At 55.1% G+C, this 13761-nt stretch carries 9 protein-coding genes; 7 read left to right on the top strand and 2 right to left on the bottom strand.

Annotated elements, in window-relative coordinates; translation table 11 throughout:
• Positions 1–56: 56 nt before the first annotated feature.
• Together DMB82_RS02660 and DMB82_RS02655 are read left to right on the top strand one after the other, a co-directional pair.
• Complete coding sequence (locus tag DMB82_RS02660) at positions 57–1334, top strand: NupC/NupG family nucleoside CNT transporter (protein WP_102117191.1); 1278 nt, start codon at positions 57–59, stop codon at positions 1332–1334.
• Between the two features lie 149 nt (positions 1335–1483).
• The gene (locus tag DMB82_RS02655; RefSeq protein WP_116156606.1) at positions 1484–2200 is read left to right on the top strand and encodes a 4'-phosphopantetheinyl transferase family protein; all 717 of its coding nucleotides are present in this window, start codon (positions 1484–1486) and stop codon (positions 2198–2200) included.
• A 235-nt stretch (positions 2201–2435) separates the two neighbouring features.
• On the opposite strand, the gene DMB82_RS02650 is transcribed toward DMB82_RS02655, so the two are convergent.
• Together DMB82_RS02650 and DMB82_RS02645 are read right to left on the bottom strand one after the other, a co-directional pair.
• Entirely contained in the window at positions 2436–4406 is a 1971-nt protein-coding gene (locus tag DMB82_RS02650) for a TonB-dependent receptor domain-containing protein (protein WP_116164396.1), read from the bottom strand.
• Positions 4407–4526: 120 nt separating this feature from the next.
• Positions 4527–5777, bottom strand: a complete 1251-nt coding sequence (locus tag DMB82_RS02645) for an MFS transporter (protein ID WP_116156506.1) — start codon at positions 5775–5777, stop codon at positions 4527–4529.
• 343 nt (positions 5778–6120) lie between these two features.
• Here DMB82_RS02645 and DMB82_RS02640 point away from each other — a divergent pair, with 343 nt between their 5' ends.
• Genes DMB82_RS02640 through dhbA form a run of 5 tightly spaced genes read left to right on the top strand, consistent with a single transcriptional unit; the run spans position 6121 to position 13759 of the window.
• A complete protein-coding gene (locus tag DMB82_RS02640; protein ID WP_116164398.1) occupies positions 6121–7317 on the top strand; it encodes an isochorismate synthase in 1197 nt (398 codons plus the stop codon).
• Positions 7314–8957, top strand: coding sequence for a (2,3-dihydroxybenzoyl)adenylate synthase (locus tag DMB82_RS02635; RefSeq protein WP_116164400.1), 1644 nt, complete (start codon positions 7314–7316; stop codon positions 8955–8957). Before DMB82_RS02640 ends, DMB82_RS02635 begins: the two co-directional genes overlap by 4 nt.
• A gap of 10 nt (positions 8958–8967) precedes the next feature.
• Positions 8968–9843, top strand: coding sequence for an isochorismatase (locus DMB82_RS02630; RefSeq protein ID WP_116156508.1), 876 nt, complete (start codon positions 8968–8970; stop codon positions 9841–9843).
• Positions 9840–12983 (top strand): non-ribosomal peptide synthetase, encoded by a 3144-nt coding sequence (locus tag DMB82_RS02625; RefSeq protein ID WP_116164402.1) that lies wholly within the window; start codon positions 9840–9842, stop codon positions 12981–12983. Before DMB82_RS02630 ends, DMB82_RS02625 begins: the two co-directional genes overlap by 4 nt.
• 5 nt (positions 12984–12988) lie before the next feature.
• Complete coding sequence (gene dhbA / locus DMB82_RS02620; RefSeq protein ID WP_010303090.1) at positions 12989–13759, top strand: 2,3-dihydro-2,3-dihydroxybenzoate dehydrogenase; 771 nt, start codon at positions 12989–12991, stop codon at positions 13757–13759.
• Positions 13760–13761: the final 2 nt, after the last annotated feature.

Genomic DNA, 13761 nt, shown 5'->3' with positions numbered 1-13761 from the left:
GGCGAAACGATTTTTATTCTGTTTTCACTTTTTTCACGCGTTATAGGGAACTGCACATGCAACTCGTTATGAGTCTCATCGGCATGCTTGTTCTGATTTTGTTCGCGGTTATGTTGTCCAGTAATCGTAAAGCGATCAGATTGCGCACCGTAGTGGGTGCTTTCATTCTTCAGATTGGTATCGGTGCGCTGGTGTTGTATGTGCCAGTAGGACGCAAAATTCTGGAAGGGTTGACGGGCGGTGTAGCAAACGTTATCGCCTACGGAAACCAAGGGGTTTCATTCATTTTTGGCGGTCTGGTTTCCGACAAAATGTTCGAAATCTTTGGCGGTGGTGGGTTTGTTTTCGCATTCCGTGTCTTACCGATCATCGTCTTTTTCTCTTCCCTTGTGGCGGTACTGTATTACATGGGTGTGATGCAGTGGGTCATCCGTTTATTAGGCGGCGGCTTGCAGAAACTGTTGGGAACCTCCCGTACTGAATCGCTCTCTGCAACAGCCAACATCTTTGTCGGCCAAACGGAAGCGCCGCTGGTGGTTCGTCCCTATATCGCCAACATGACGCGTTCTGAGCTGTTTGCGGTGATGTGTGGTGGATTGGCTTCCATTGCGGGATCGGTGATGGCGGGTTATGCCCAGATGGGGGTGCCGCTGGACTACCTGATTGCGGCCTCCTTCATGGCGGCACCGGGTGGATTGCTATTTGCCAAACTGATGGTGCCGGAAACGGAGAAAACGCACGACCATGACGAGATGGTTGGCTTTGTCGATGAAGACGATCGCCCAGCTAACGTCATTGATGCCGCGGCAAGTGGCGCGGCGTCCGGTATGCAGTTGGCGCTGAATGTGGGGGCGATGCTGCTGGCTTTTGTCGCGTTGATTGCTCTTCTTAACGGCATTCTGGGCGGCATCGGTGGCTGGTTTGATTATCCTCAACTGTCGCTGCAACTGATTCTGGGGTGGGTGTTCTCGCCCGTTGCTTTCTTGATCGGTGTACCGTGGCATGAAGCAACGGTTGCGGGCTCGTTCATTGGGCAAAAACTGATCGTCAACGAGTTCGTCGCTTACATGAATTTCAGCGAGTACCTGAAGGCAGATGATGTGGTTGCCGCTGCGGGCTTGCAGGTTCTGTCGGATCATACCAAAGCGGTGATTTCGTTCGCGCTGTGCGGCTTTGCTAACCTTTCGTCTATTGCTATCCTTATTGGAGGTTTGGGCAGTATGGCACCGACTCGGCGTCAGGATATTGCCCGCTTGGGTTTGAAAGCGGTTGCGGCAGGTACGCTTTCTAACCTGATGAGCGCCTGCATCGCAGGGTTCTTCCTGACCCTGTAAATGTAACCAGGCATTCTTGCAGTAGCGAGATGATGGGCGGCGAAAGTCGCCCATTGTTCGTTTAAGTCCCCGCATTTCCCAGGGTTTAAGCGTGACTTATGCAGCATTTACCGAATGCGGGCGCGATAGGCTTGCCAGAGTGGAGCAACATGCTTTCTGCTTTTATTGATGATGTTGAATGGATTACGTTTCCACGGGCAACGGACGGTGTCGCTTATCCAGGTATTACTGCTCGCTGCCATTTCCACTTATCTGCCTACGACGACGCGCTTTTTGCCGAGGCGAACATTCCTTTTTCCGACGCGCTAGAGCGTGCGGTGCCGAAACGCCGCGCTGAATTTCTGGCCGGGCGCTGTGTCGCCAAACACGTGTTGAACAAGCTAGAACACCCTGATTTTGTTCTGCATAGCGGGGAAGACCGCTCGCCACAGTGGCCGGGAAATATTGCCGGTTCACTGAGCCATAACAAAGACAGCGTACTCTGCGCCGCCCATTTACGTAGCAATGCGCTATCGTGCGTGGGTGTGGATATCGAAGGATTGATGTCCGACGAGCGTGCGCAATCGCTGTGGCCCGGCATCATTGGCGATGAAGAGTTCCAGTGGTTTCAGGAGCGAGATGAGGCATTTAGCTGTTTGCTGACGATCAGCTTTTCGGCGAAGGAGAGCCTGTTTAAGGCGCTTTACCCGCAGGTCAGGCACTATTTCGATTTTCTGGATGCCAGGCTGGTGGCGCTGGATATCACCAAACGCGAATTCGAGCTGGAACTGCTGACCGATCTGACGCCAATGTTTTATGCCGGACGCCGTTTTAAAGGCGCGTATCTGTTAAGAGAGTACGACGTCACCACCTTTCTCTGCTGCTAAAAAAGCCCGCGTTAGCGGGCTTCAGACTGTTGACAAACCTATTTTCTGAACGAAAACGGGAGTAACGGAATAGAAGAGTAAAGCGTTTGCGCCAAGGATGGCGCAATCCGAGCGTACAGGGATGTATTTACAGCGTCTTTACGATCTATCCGTTACTCCCGCTCAACAGACTTTGTCAGCCACCTCAAGCCCGCGTTAGCGGGCTTAGAACGTTATTGATCAGAACGTATCGGCATTAGAACTTATAGCTCACGCCGCCGTACACCGTACGTCCAGACAGGAAGTAGTCGTTGTCAGTGGCAACATAGTCCCGTTTTTCGTTGGTCAGGTTAGTGACGCCCAGTTTTAGATCTACGTTTTTAACCGGTGTATAAGTGGCACCGATATCCACGGTATTGAAACCGCGAGTCTTGGTGGACTCTTTGTCAAGCAGATATTGGTTCCCCGTATATTGGTAAGCAATATAGGTTGATACATTATCTAGTGCTTGCCAGTTCAACTGCGTGTTAACTGTATTTTTTGGGGTTTTTTTCAGGCGCTTCTTGGTGGTGCGGTCTTCGGCATCGACGATAGTCCAGTTAGTGGTCCAGTTTAGGTCATCCGTGAGATCGACCCAAAATGAGGTTTCAATTCCCTGAACCCGCGCTTTATCCACGTTGTAATAAGGAAGATTGGCTACCCTAGTTCTGTCTTTATCCCAAGCCTCAGATTGGATCATATTCTTGATATCATTATTAAACAGGGTGATACCTGTACCGAAATGTTCTGCCTCATAGGCAGTACCCAGTTCATAGCTGATGGAGGTTTCAGCCTTCAGATCAGGGTTACCGACGAGATAGCAGAATCCGCGACATGCTGCTTTCATATAGCCGGGGGTAAATTGAGCGAGGGTTGGGGCTTTAAACGCTTTATTCACGCCGCCTTTGATGACCCAGTTGTCAGTTAAACTATAAGTGGCGTAAGCGCGTGGACTGAATTCGGTGCCATAGACCTCATGATGGTCGACGCGACCACCAAACGTGAGGGCTAAATCAGCGAGTTTGAACTCATCTTGCAGGAAGAGGGCGCTCTGATTAACGTTCACTTTGCCATTTTTCAGGTTCATGCTGTGTTCCAGCGATGTGATGCGGTATTCACCGCCGCCAGTCAGCAAATGGTCACCTAGGTAACCAGACACTTGGCCGTCAACCGTCTGATTATTCTGAGTAATATCGGCTATGCCTTTATTGAGTTCAGAATTGTCCATTAAATCGATTTTTTCGTAGTAATAACGTAACCGCGTATCGACACTGTCCCAGCTACCGTTATGCGTGAGACCCATACCAAGGCGATCTATTTTTTGAGTATTATGGGCGGTTGCACCATAGTTATTCCAATCGACGAAACGGTCATCTTTGGTATAAGTCGCATCAAAATCCAGGCTCTGCTGAGAATCGATCAACCAGGTCAGGTTGCCTAACACGCTGTAGTTATCGCGTTTTTCTATGGCATCGGAGTTGCGGTTTTTCGATTGCTCGGTACGCCACGCATCACGTTTACCGCCATCGACAATCAAGCTGCCCAGCAGCGTATTTTCCACCAGTGGCCCGCTGATATAGCCATTTAGGCGATTATGGTCGCCGCCGGAACCTTCGGTGGGTGCCTGAAAGTTATAGCCGATCTCACCAGCAACTTTCTCCCCCGGCTGGCGCAGAATCACGTTTACCACACCGCCCAGCGCATCGGCACCGTACAGTGAAGACATCGGGCCACGAATCACTTCAATACGTTCAATCGCCGACATAGGAATGGAACTCAGATCGAAATCATTCCCCATATCAGTTGCGAGTGATTCTTGGGAGTTAACCCGACGACCATTCACCAGCAGCAGCGTGTAGTCTGCCCGCATGCCACGGATCTTGATTTCGTTACGGCCATAGCTGGTAGAGGGATTGATGTTAATGCCCGGCAGCTTTTTCACCGCGTCGGTAACGTTATTCACCGACATCTTTTCCAGCTCGGCGCGGGTGATGACAGAAACGCTGGCGGGGGCGCTTAGCGTGGTGTGTTTCGTCTGTGTTGCTGTTACAACGATTTTTTCATCTGCTGCGTTTTCCGCCTGTGCGAGTGCAGGCAGTGCCAGTAACCCCGTCACCAGCAGGGCGCGATACACCTTGCTGTGTGGGAAATGATGATGTGAAAAACGACTTTCTGGTTTTAGCTGCATGTCAAAGACCCCATCAAAGAGTGGAAAAAATATCCCCGTAAATAACGTGTTGTATTACCTATCTTGCCGACCCACTCGCGGTGTGAATCGAGTGCTCATTGTGTGAATCGATCGGTTCATTCATTGCTCTAAAGCCTGCGCGGATTGGCGTTGAGCTATCTTTCGGCTGCGTTCAGCCAACTGCGGAATCAGGCGCAGGGTCAGCAGCATGGCGACCAGCGCAAATACGGCGCTGGCGATAGCAAGCTGTGAGAAACCGTCAATTTTTCCCTCGGTAGAAGTGCTCAGATAAGCGGCAGACGCGACGCTGGCAAGCCCAGACGCCACGTTGGCCGCGGTTCCCTGATAGGACATGAACGCGGCGCGCTGATGTGGCAGTGGAATGCCTGCGGTAATCGCCAGCGTGCTGCTGGAGCGGGCTGCGCTGAGCGCCATGAACAGGGTGAACACCAGATACAGGGAAAGTGAAAAAGGCAAAACGAAACCGCAGAGAATGACAACGGCCAGCAGCAGCGTCGTGACGACAATCGTCCGGCTGGCATAGCCGCGATCCAACAGATTGCCGCACAGTTGCATGGTCACCATGCTGGCCAGTCCACCGCAGAGATAGAGCAGGGAAATATCATCACGCGGGAAGGCCAGATTGAACTGAAAGTAGTTGGAAAAGTGGGGAATCAGCAGGAAATGACCGAACATTTGCAATGAGATTACCGTCAGTCCCAGCAGGAAAAGGGGGGATGCCAGCAGGTCATGTAATACCGACGTGGATGCTGTAGTAGGGGAATGACCTTGCTGAACCCGATGCGTCGGCGGCATTGACGGAAAGCACCACAGCACCAACAACACCAACAGCAGGCCGCCGACGCCGAAAATATAAAACGGCGCTTGCCAGTTAATACGGTGAGCTAACTCCAGTGACAGCGGCATGATGACAATCGCCGCGAGCGAAAAGCTCATGCCGACATACGCCAACTGTTTGCCGCGCTCGTTGGCCGGCACAATATCGACAACCGCAGCCATCAAGACACCGGATGCCGGCCCGGCAACGCAGCCCGCCAGAATAAACAGCAGCAAAAGATCGGTTTGGCTGGTGGAAAACATACAAGCGGCCGTCAGGCCAAAGCGTAGCGTCAGCAGCACGATCAGAGCATGTTTACGGTTAAATCTATCCAGATAGGGCGCGGCGAGGAAGCCGACAATGGCAGAGGCAAACGTTGCACCGCCGCTAATGTAGCCGATGTTCTTGGCATCCATCGACAGGGCGCTGACGAAATCGGGGCCTAACGGCATCACCATCATCAGGCTACCGAGGGAAAGCATGTTGATGAGCAACGCCAGATGCACAACGGATCGGGTGCGCGGGCGGTACATGCTTTCATCCATGACAGGCTCACATTTAGACACAGTTAGTAAGATATCTGCACAGTCTAGCGCAGCTTAATTTCCATGACAATGAATGATAAGTATTTTCATTATCATCTGTGATGTGGGTTTTATAATCAATACATTCCCTTCGCTAACGATTAACCATTATGAAATATGTACAAAAAAATTGATTAACATCAATTTAACCCCTAATTACTGGGCGTGAATAACCTTTCTGTGGAAGGATTGACCGAACACGTTACTTCAGTGTAATTTAACTGCGCTTGATATAAATGATAATGATTTTGATAATCATTGATATTTAATTTGCGAGCGCAGGAGCTATCTTGTGGATACACTGATTACAGAAACTGAAGCATCTAGCGGGCTAACCTATTCGGAACAGACCGCTTTTTTATATGCATCGGAACACCGAAGCCTGTTTACTTCCGGCTTATTTGAACGTATTTCTTCCCCTGTTTGTGTTTCGGGCTCGCACGATGACGGGCTGAGCCCTGCAATCGCGCAGGCATTCCAGCGAGCGCGTCAGGCAGGGCAGTCGCTGCCTATTGTTGTGGGGGCGATTCCCTTTGATACCACGCAACCATCTTGTCTCTATATCCCTGATAGTTATACCGTTACGACGAAATCTGAACTCGTCAGCCGTGCCCGTAAGCACACGGCGGCGGGACCTACCGCGTTAACGTTAAACAGCGTCCCGGACGAATGTCAGTTCAAGTCCATCGTGGCAGAGGCCGTTGAGCGCTTCCGCCGTGGTGAACTGAGCAAAGCGGTGCTGTCACGTATTCTGGACATTGAGCTAACGAGCCCCGTTAAGGCGCAAACGATCCTCAATAACCTGATGGTGCAGAACGCCGGTGGATACCACTTCTCACTGCCGCTGCCGGATGGTTCGGTCTTGCTGGGTGCAAGCCCGGAACTGCTGCTGCGTAAGCAGGGGAACGTCATTGTCTCTAATCCGCTGGCGGGATCGGCGCGACGAATGAACGATGAACATCTGGATTACCTGAACAGCCAGCGCCTGCTGAAATCGGGTAAAGACAAGCACGAGCATAAGCTGGTGGTGGATGACATCCGCCAACGCCTGATGCCGCTATGCTCGTCGTTAACCATTCCATCGGCCCCTTCGTTGATGCATACCGCCTCCATGTGGCACCTGTCTACCGCTATCCGCGGTGAACTGGCGAACCCGGAGATGACGGCGCTTCAGGTCGCCTGCCAGCTCCATCCTACCCCCGCACTGTGCGGCTTCCCCACGCAGGAAGCGCGTCAGCTGATTGCCGAACTGGAGCCGCACGATCGCGGCGTATTCAGCGGCATCGTCGGCTGGTGTGATGCCAACGGCGATGGTGAATGGGCGATAGCGATTCGCTGCGGCACCATCAAACACAACAAAGTCCGCCTGTTTGCTGGTGCGGGCATTGTTGAGGCGTCCGTCCCCGAGGACGAATGGGCTGAAACCGCCGCTAAATTAAACACGATGCTGAATGCGTTTGGGCTTAACTCAGGTGTGGATGGACTATGAGCATTGAATTTACGCCCTGGCCAGAGGAACTGGCACAGCGTTATCGCGACAAGGGGTACTGGGTTGGCCTGCCGCTCACGGATGCCTGGGAACGTCATCTGGCGACGCAACCTGATGCCGTTGCGGTAGTGTGCGGCGAGCGCCAGTGGAGCTATCGGGAGCTGGATCGACAGTCTTCCGCACTGGCATCACGCCTGACGGAAAGCGGCCTGCGCTGTGGCGACACCGCGCTGGTGCAGTTACCAAATGTGGCCGAGTTCTACCTGACCTTTTTTGCGTTGCTGAAAATGGGCGTCGCGCCGGTTAACGCGCTGTTCAGCCATAACAAGCTGGAGCTGTTGTCGTACGCCACGCAGATTGAACCACGCTTACTGATCGCCTCGGCTGAACATTCGCTGTTTGGCAACGGTGAATTTCTGGATCGGCTACAGACGCAGGTTCCCCGCCTGCAAACGGTGGTGATGCTCGGCGACAGCCCGCTGGGGCACAGTCTGACGGACTGGCTGCAACCGTACGCGTCGACCAGCCAGTATCAGCCTTCTGCGTCGGGGCAGGTGGCTTTCTTCCAGCTTTCTGGCGGCAGTACCGGCACGCCAAAGCTGATTCCTCGCACCCATGATGATTATTACTACAGCGTGCGCCGCAGCGTGGAAATCTGTGAGCTGACGCCACACACCCGCTATCTGTGCGCGTTGCCCGCGCCGCATAACTTCCCGTTAAGTTCGCCCGGTTCGCTTGGCGTGTTCTACGCCGGTGGACGTGTCGTGCTGGCTCCGGATCCGGGAGCGATGACCTGCTTCCCGCTGATCGAACGCCATCAGATCGATATGACCTCGCTGGTGCCGCCCGCTGCCGCGCTGTGGATCCAGGCGGCCGAACAGTTTGGTGGCGCGCTGCGTAGCCTGAAAATCTTGCAGGTGGGCGGGGCGAAGCTGAGTGAAACCGTTGCACGTCGTATTCCGGCGGTATTGGGCTGCCAGCTACAGCAGGTGCTCGGCATGGCGGAAGGGCTGGTGAACTACACCCGACTGGACGACAGCGACGAGCACACTTTCACCACGCAAGGCTATCCGATGAGCCCAGACGATGAAGTGAAAGTGCTGGATATCGACGGCAATCCGGTGCCGAGAGGCGAAGCGGGACTGCTGGCGACGCGCGGTCCGTATACCTTCCGTGGCTATTACCGCAGTCCGGAACACAACGCCCGCGCCTTCGACAGCGAAGGCTTCTACCACTCGGGCGATGTGGTGCAGATGACCGAAGATGGCTATCTGCGCGTGGTCGGGCGGGAAAAAGATCAGATTAACCGCGGTGGTGAAAAGATTGCCGCGGAAGAGATCGAAAACCTACTGCTCAAGCATGACGGCATTCTCCATGCCGCGCTGGTGTCCATGCCCGATCCGATTATGGGCGAAAAGAGCTGTGCTTTTCTGGTGGTCAGCGATCCCTCGCTGAAAGCTATCACGTTAAGAAAATATCTTCGTAATCAGGGTATTGCTGAATTCAAACTGCCGGACCGCTTCGAGATGATCGACACCTTGCCCGTTACACCTGTCGGCAAGATTGATAAGAAATCACTCCGTCAGCGCATCCAGACCCAACTTAGCACTCAAGCCGAACGTAGTATTCAAAACAAATAAGGATTTTGTGATGGCAATCCCTTCTATTGCGTCTTATCCCCTGCCGCGCGCACAGGATTTCCCTGAGAACAAGGTTTCCTGGGCGTTTGAACCTGCGCGCGCGGTGCTGCTGATTCACGACATGCAGGACTATTTCGTGAACTTCTATGGCGCGGGCAGCCCGCTGGCGCAGCAGTTGATCGAGAACATTGTGGCGTTGCGAACCTACTGCAAAGCACAGGGGATTCCGGTGGTGTATACCGCGCAGCCGAACGCACAAAGCGCGGCTGACCGGGCGCTGCTGAACGACATGTGGGGCGCAGGGCTGAATAATCATCCTGAAAAGCAGCGTGTCGTGAGCGCGCTGGCACCGGATGAGCACGACACGGTGCTGGTGAAGTGGCGCTACAGCGCCTTCCACCGTTCGCCGCTGGAACCGATGATGAAAGAAATGGGTAAAGATCAGCTGATTATCTGCGGCGTTTACGGGCATATCGGCTGCATGATTACCGCAACGGATGCCTTCATGCGCGACATCAAGCCATTCATGGTTGGCGATGCGGTGGCGGATTTCTCACTTCAGGAACACCAGATGGCGCTGAAATATGTGGCGACGCGCGCCGGACGGGTGGTTAGCACGGCAGAACTCACAGGAGCAAAAATGGCACAGGCACTGACGAAACAAGGACTGAGAGCGCACCTGCTGACCTTGATCGACGAAGAAGACGATCAGTTCGATGAAGATGAAAACCTGATCGACTATGGTTTGGATTCGGTGCGCATGATGGCGCTGCTGACCGAATGGCGCAATCAGGGCGTCACGCTGAGCTTTGTCGATCTGGCGCGTAACCCTAGCCTGAATGCCTGGTGGGCGCTGATCGAAAAACAGCAGGGAGCCGCATCATGAAGCCCTTGAGCGTTGCGCAGCGCGGGCTGTGGTTAGGTCATGCCCTGAACGATGATAAAGCGACGTTCAACACGGCGGAGTGCATCGCGTTTGATGGCAAAGTCGATAGTGAAGCCATGCTAAGCGCGATCCGTCAGGCAGTCATGGAGTGTGAGTGCCTGTACTGCCAGTTTGTTGAGGTCGAGGGTGAACATACCGACCAGCCGGAAATCGGCTTTGTGGCTTCACAACTATCGGTGCCGATCGGCGTGCTGCCGATTAGTGAACTGTTGCCTGCGCCGATGACGGATGAAGAGCAGACAATACGCCAGTGGGCGCGTGAGGAAATCGCCCAGCCGCTGGATTTGCTGAACGGATTACCCTGCCGCTTTGCGCTGTTGTGCGGTGAAAAGCGTGATTTTCTCTATAGCTGCGTTCACCACATTGCGCTGGACGGCTTTGGCACCACAATGCTGTTTCAACGCATCGCCCAGATCTATACCGCACTGACGGCGGGGCAACCCGTGGCTGTGGCGGAGTTCGGCCCGTTCAGCGAGGTACTGGAAGAAGAGCAGCAGCGTGATGCCAGCGGGCAGACGGCGCAGGCGCGTGATTTCTGGCTAGAAACGCTGAACGCAATGCCGGAGCCGGCCAGCTTCAGCGAGAAAAAAGCCCCGATTGTGGCGCGTTTTTTGCGCCAAAGCAGCGTGTTGCCTACAGATATCTGGCAGCCGCTGACGGCGCTGTGTGAAGGCAACAAAATCAGTTGGCCGGATTTGTTTTTGGCGATGCTGGCGACGCACCTCAAGCTGGTGTCCGGCAGCGACAGGCTGACGTTCGGCATGATGGTGATGAACCGTATCGGCTCCGCCTCGCTGACGGTGCCGAGCATGCAGATGAATATCGTGCCGCTGTGCATTCAGGTGGATGAACAGGCGGACTTTGTCACACTGGCGCAGCAGGTTGCCCGCACCAAACGCACGCTGCGTCGTCATCAGCATTATCGCTATGAACATTTACGGCGCGATCTGAACCGCGTCGGCGGCGAACAGCGCCTCTTCGGTCCGCTGATCAACATCATGCCGTTCGATCATCCGCTCAACTACGGATCGCTGTCATCCAGTACCCTGAATCTCAGTGCCGGGCCAGTAGAAGATCTGACGATCGAGATCCATTTCAAACCGGATGGCACACCGGTGCTGGATTTTGATGCTAACCCAGCCTGTTACAGCGCGGAAGCGCTTGCCAGCCTGCAAGAAACGCTGTTCACGCTGCTTCAACGCTGGCTGGCACAGCCGCAGCAGACCAGTGGCGAACTGCTGGGACGCTGGCTGCGTGAAGAACGCGAATTGGCGCTGATCACCAGCCGCGAGCCTGAGCCGTTTGCCGAACCGGTTCTGACGGCGATCGCCAAACAGGCGCGTAAAAACCCGAACCATCCGGCGCTGACGCAGCGCGATCGACAGTACAGTTACCAGCAATTGCTGGATCTGAGCGGTCAGGCTGCCGCGGCGCTGCATGAGCGCGGCGTTCAGCCCGGCGAACGCATCGGCATCATGCTGAACCGTAGCCCTGAAACCATCATTTGCCTGCTGGCCGTGATGCAGTGCGGTGCGGTGTATGTGCCGCTCGATCCTGAACAGCCGCGTGAACGTCAGCAGCACATCATCCAGATTGCCGATCTGCATACGATCGTCACGCAGGCGGATTATCAACATCGGCTGGCGTCGGTCTTTTCCGGCGAGATTGTTCTGGCGGGGCATCTTCTGTCATCCAACGCACAGGCCGCCGCGCTACCGCCTGTGGAAGTGAGAGACGGGCAGATTGCTTATGTCATGTTCACCTCGGGATCGACCGGATTGCCGAAAGGCGTGGAGATCGGTGCCAGCGCGTTGGATCACTTCACGGCGGCGGCACGTCAGCGCTACGGCCTGCGTGCGGCGGATCGCGTGCTGCAATTTGCTCCGTTCAATTTTGATGCCAGCATCGAAGAAATTTTTGCCACGCTGACCAGCGGTGCGACGCTGGTGTTGCGTACCGACGAGATGCTGGAGTCTATTCCGACCTTTGTCGAGCAGGTCGAAGAGCAGGCGATTACGCTGCTCGATCTGCCAACGGCATTCTGGAATGAATGGGTGGTGGGGCTGAAAACCGGCACGCTGACCATGCCTTCCGCACTGCGCGCCATCATCATCGGCGGTGAAGCGGTGTACCCCGAACAACTGGCGCAGTGGCAGCGTCATGCACCGAATACGCTGCGCTTAATCAATACCTATGGCCCAACCGAAACCACGGTAGTCGCGACCAGTTGCGATCTGCAAACGCAGTCTGCCGATGTGGCGCAGCTTCCTATCGGTCTGCCGTTGGCGGGCGTCAACGCGCTGATTTTGGCGGCGGGCGATCGCCCTGCGGCGGAAGGGGAACTGGTGCTGCTGGGGCCAACGCTGGCAGCGGGTTATATCGGTACAGAACACACGGCGTTTATGCAAATAGCGGTGGGCGATCAGGAGCTTCCTGCTTACCGCACTGGCGACAGAGTTCGGCTGGAAAAAGGACAGCTGTTGTACCTCGGGCGTATGGATAACGAATTTAAAATCAGCGGCTACCGGATCCAGCCAGGGGAAGTCGAAGCCCATCTGCTGGCGCAGCCGGACGTTGATGAAGCCTGCGTGCAGGGCATTGTTTACCCTAACGGCGTGCGGCGTCTGGTGGCGTTTGTCGCCACGAAAGCGGGCGAGATCGATGCACGTGCGCTGAAGCAGCGCCTGAGCAGCGTGCTGCCGCCAGCGATGATCCCGACCGATTACCGCGCCTTTCGCCAGTTGCCAAAAACCGGTTCCAACAAGGTTGATCGCAAGCGCTTGCTGGCGGAATACCGCGACGAGGCACCTGTTCAGGCGTTAGCCAGCGAAACCGAGAACCGGGTCAGCGCCATCTGGCAGCAGATCCTCGGTGTGTCGGGGATCCAATCGCGGGATAACTTCTTCGAACTGGGCGGGCAGTCATTGCAGACCATCCAGATCGTTAATCGTCTGGCCGCCGAATTTTCCGTCAGCATCAAGGTGTCTGATGTGTTCGATCATCCCCAGCTCAGCGACTTCTGCCGCTACCTGGACGACAGGCTGTCACAGGATGAAAACAGCGTGGAAATGGTGTGGTAGGGAAAATGATGAACAAGGCACAACCTCTTCAGTTTGATTTCAGCGGCAAGACTGTCTGGGTCACCGGGGCGGCGAGCGGCATTGGCGAAAGCATTGCCCGCCAGTTTGTCGCGCTGGGCGCGAACGTGATCGGCTTCGATCGCGCATTCCGACATGACGATCATCCGTTTAGCTGTGTGACGCTGGATATCAGCGAACCGGACAGCGTGGCGGCGGTCTGTCGCCAGCAGTTGGCAGAAACAGGGCTCGACGTTCTGGTCAATGCCGCAGGGATTCTGCGTCTCGGTGATATCGACGCGCTGAGCGTGGACGACTGGCACCAGTGCATTAACGTTAACGCCTCCGGTGCGTTTTACCTGCTGAACGCGCTGGTGCCGCATTTCAAGCAGCAGCGTCGCGGCGCGATTGTCTGCGTCGGCTCTAATGCCGCGCATGTTCCCCGTATGCAAATGGCGGCGTACTGTGCCTCGAAAGCGGCGCTCACCAGCCTGTCTCACTGCGCGGGTCTGGAGTTAGCGCCTTACGGCGTGCGCTGCAATCTGGTGTCGCCGGGCTCGACGGATACGCCGATGCAGCGCGGCATGTGGCACAGCGCGGATGCTGAGCAGCGCACTATCGCGGGCTTTCCTGACCAGTACAAACTGGGAATTCCCCTGGGCAAGATCGCTCAGCCGGAAGAGATCGCCAATACCGTGGTTTTTCTGGCTTCCGATCTAGCCAGCCACATCACCATGCAGGACGTGGTGGTGGATGGCGGGGCAACGCTGACGGCCTGATT

The sequence above is a fragment of the Pectobacterium aquaticum genome, from assembly GCF_003382565.3.
Taxonomy (GTDB): domain Bacteria; phylum Pseudomonadota; class Gammaproteobacteria; order Enterobacterales; family Enterobacteriaceae; genus Pectobacterium; species Pectobacterium aquaticum.
Note: the sequence above shows the minus strand (reverse complement) of the source record. Positions and strands in the feature narration are given on the sequence as shown.

What these genes read in the sequence shown, in the direction of transcription:
- DMB82_RS02660 (WP_102117191.1), top strand. Translation starts at nt 57, where the DNA reads ATGCAACTCGTTATGAGTCTCATCGGCATGCTTGTTCTGATTTTGTTC.
- DMB82_RS02655 (WP_116156606.1), top strand. Translation starts at nt 1,484, where the DNA reads ATGCTTTCTGCTTTTATTGATGATGTTGAATGGATTACGTTTCCACGG.
- DMB82_RS02650 (WP_116164396.1), bottom strand. Translation starts at nt 4,406, where the DNA reads ATGCAGCTAAAACCAGAAAGTCGTTTTTCACATCATCATTTCCCACAC.
- DMB82_RS02645 (WP_116156506.1), bottom strand. Translation starts at nt 5,777, where the DNA reads ATGTACCGCCCGCGCACCCGATCCGTTGTGCATCTGGCGTTGCTCATC.
- DMB82_RS02635 (WP_116164400.1), top strand. Translation starts at nt 7,314, where the DNA reads ATGAGCATTGAATTTACGCCCTGGCCAGAGGAACTGGCACAGCGTTAT.
- DMB82_RS02630 (WP_116156508.1), top strand. Translation starts at nt 8,968, where the DNA reads ATGGCAATCCCTTCTATTGCGTCTTATCCCCTGCCGCGCGCACAGGAT.
- DMB82_RS02625 (WP_116164402.1), top strand. Translation starts at nt 9,840, where the DNA reads ATGAAGCCCTTGAGCGTTGCGCAGCGCGGGCTGTGGTTAGGTCATGCC.
- dhbA (WP_010303090.1), top strand. Translation starts at nt 12,989, where the DNA reads ATGATGAACAAGGCACAACCTCTTCAGTTTGATTTCAGCGGCAAGACT.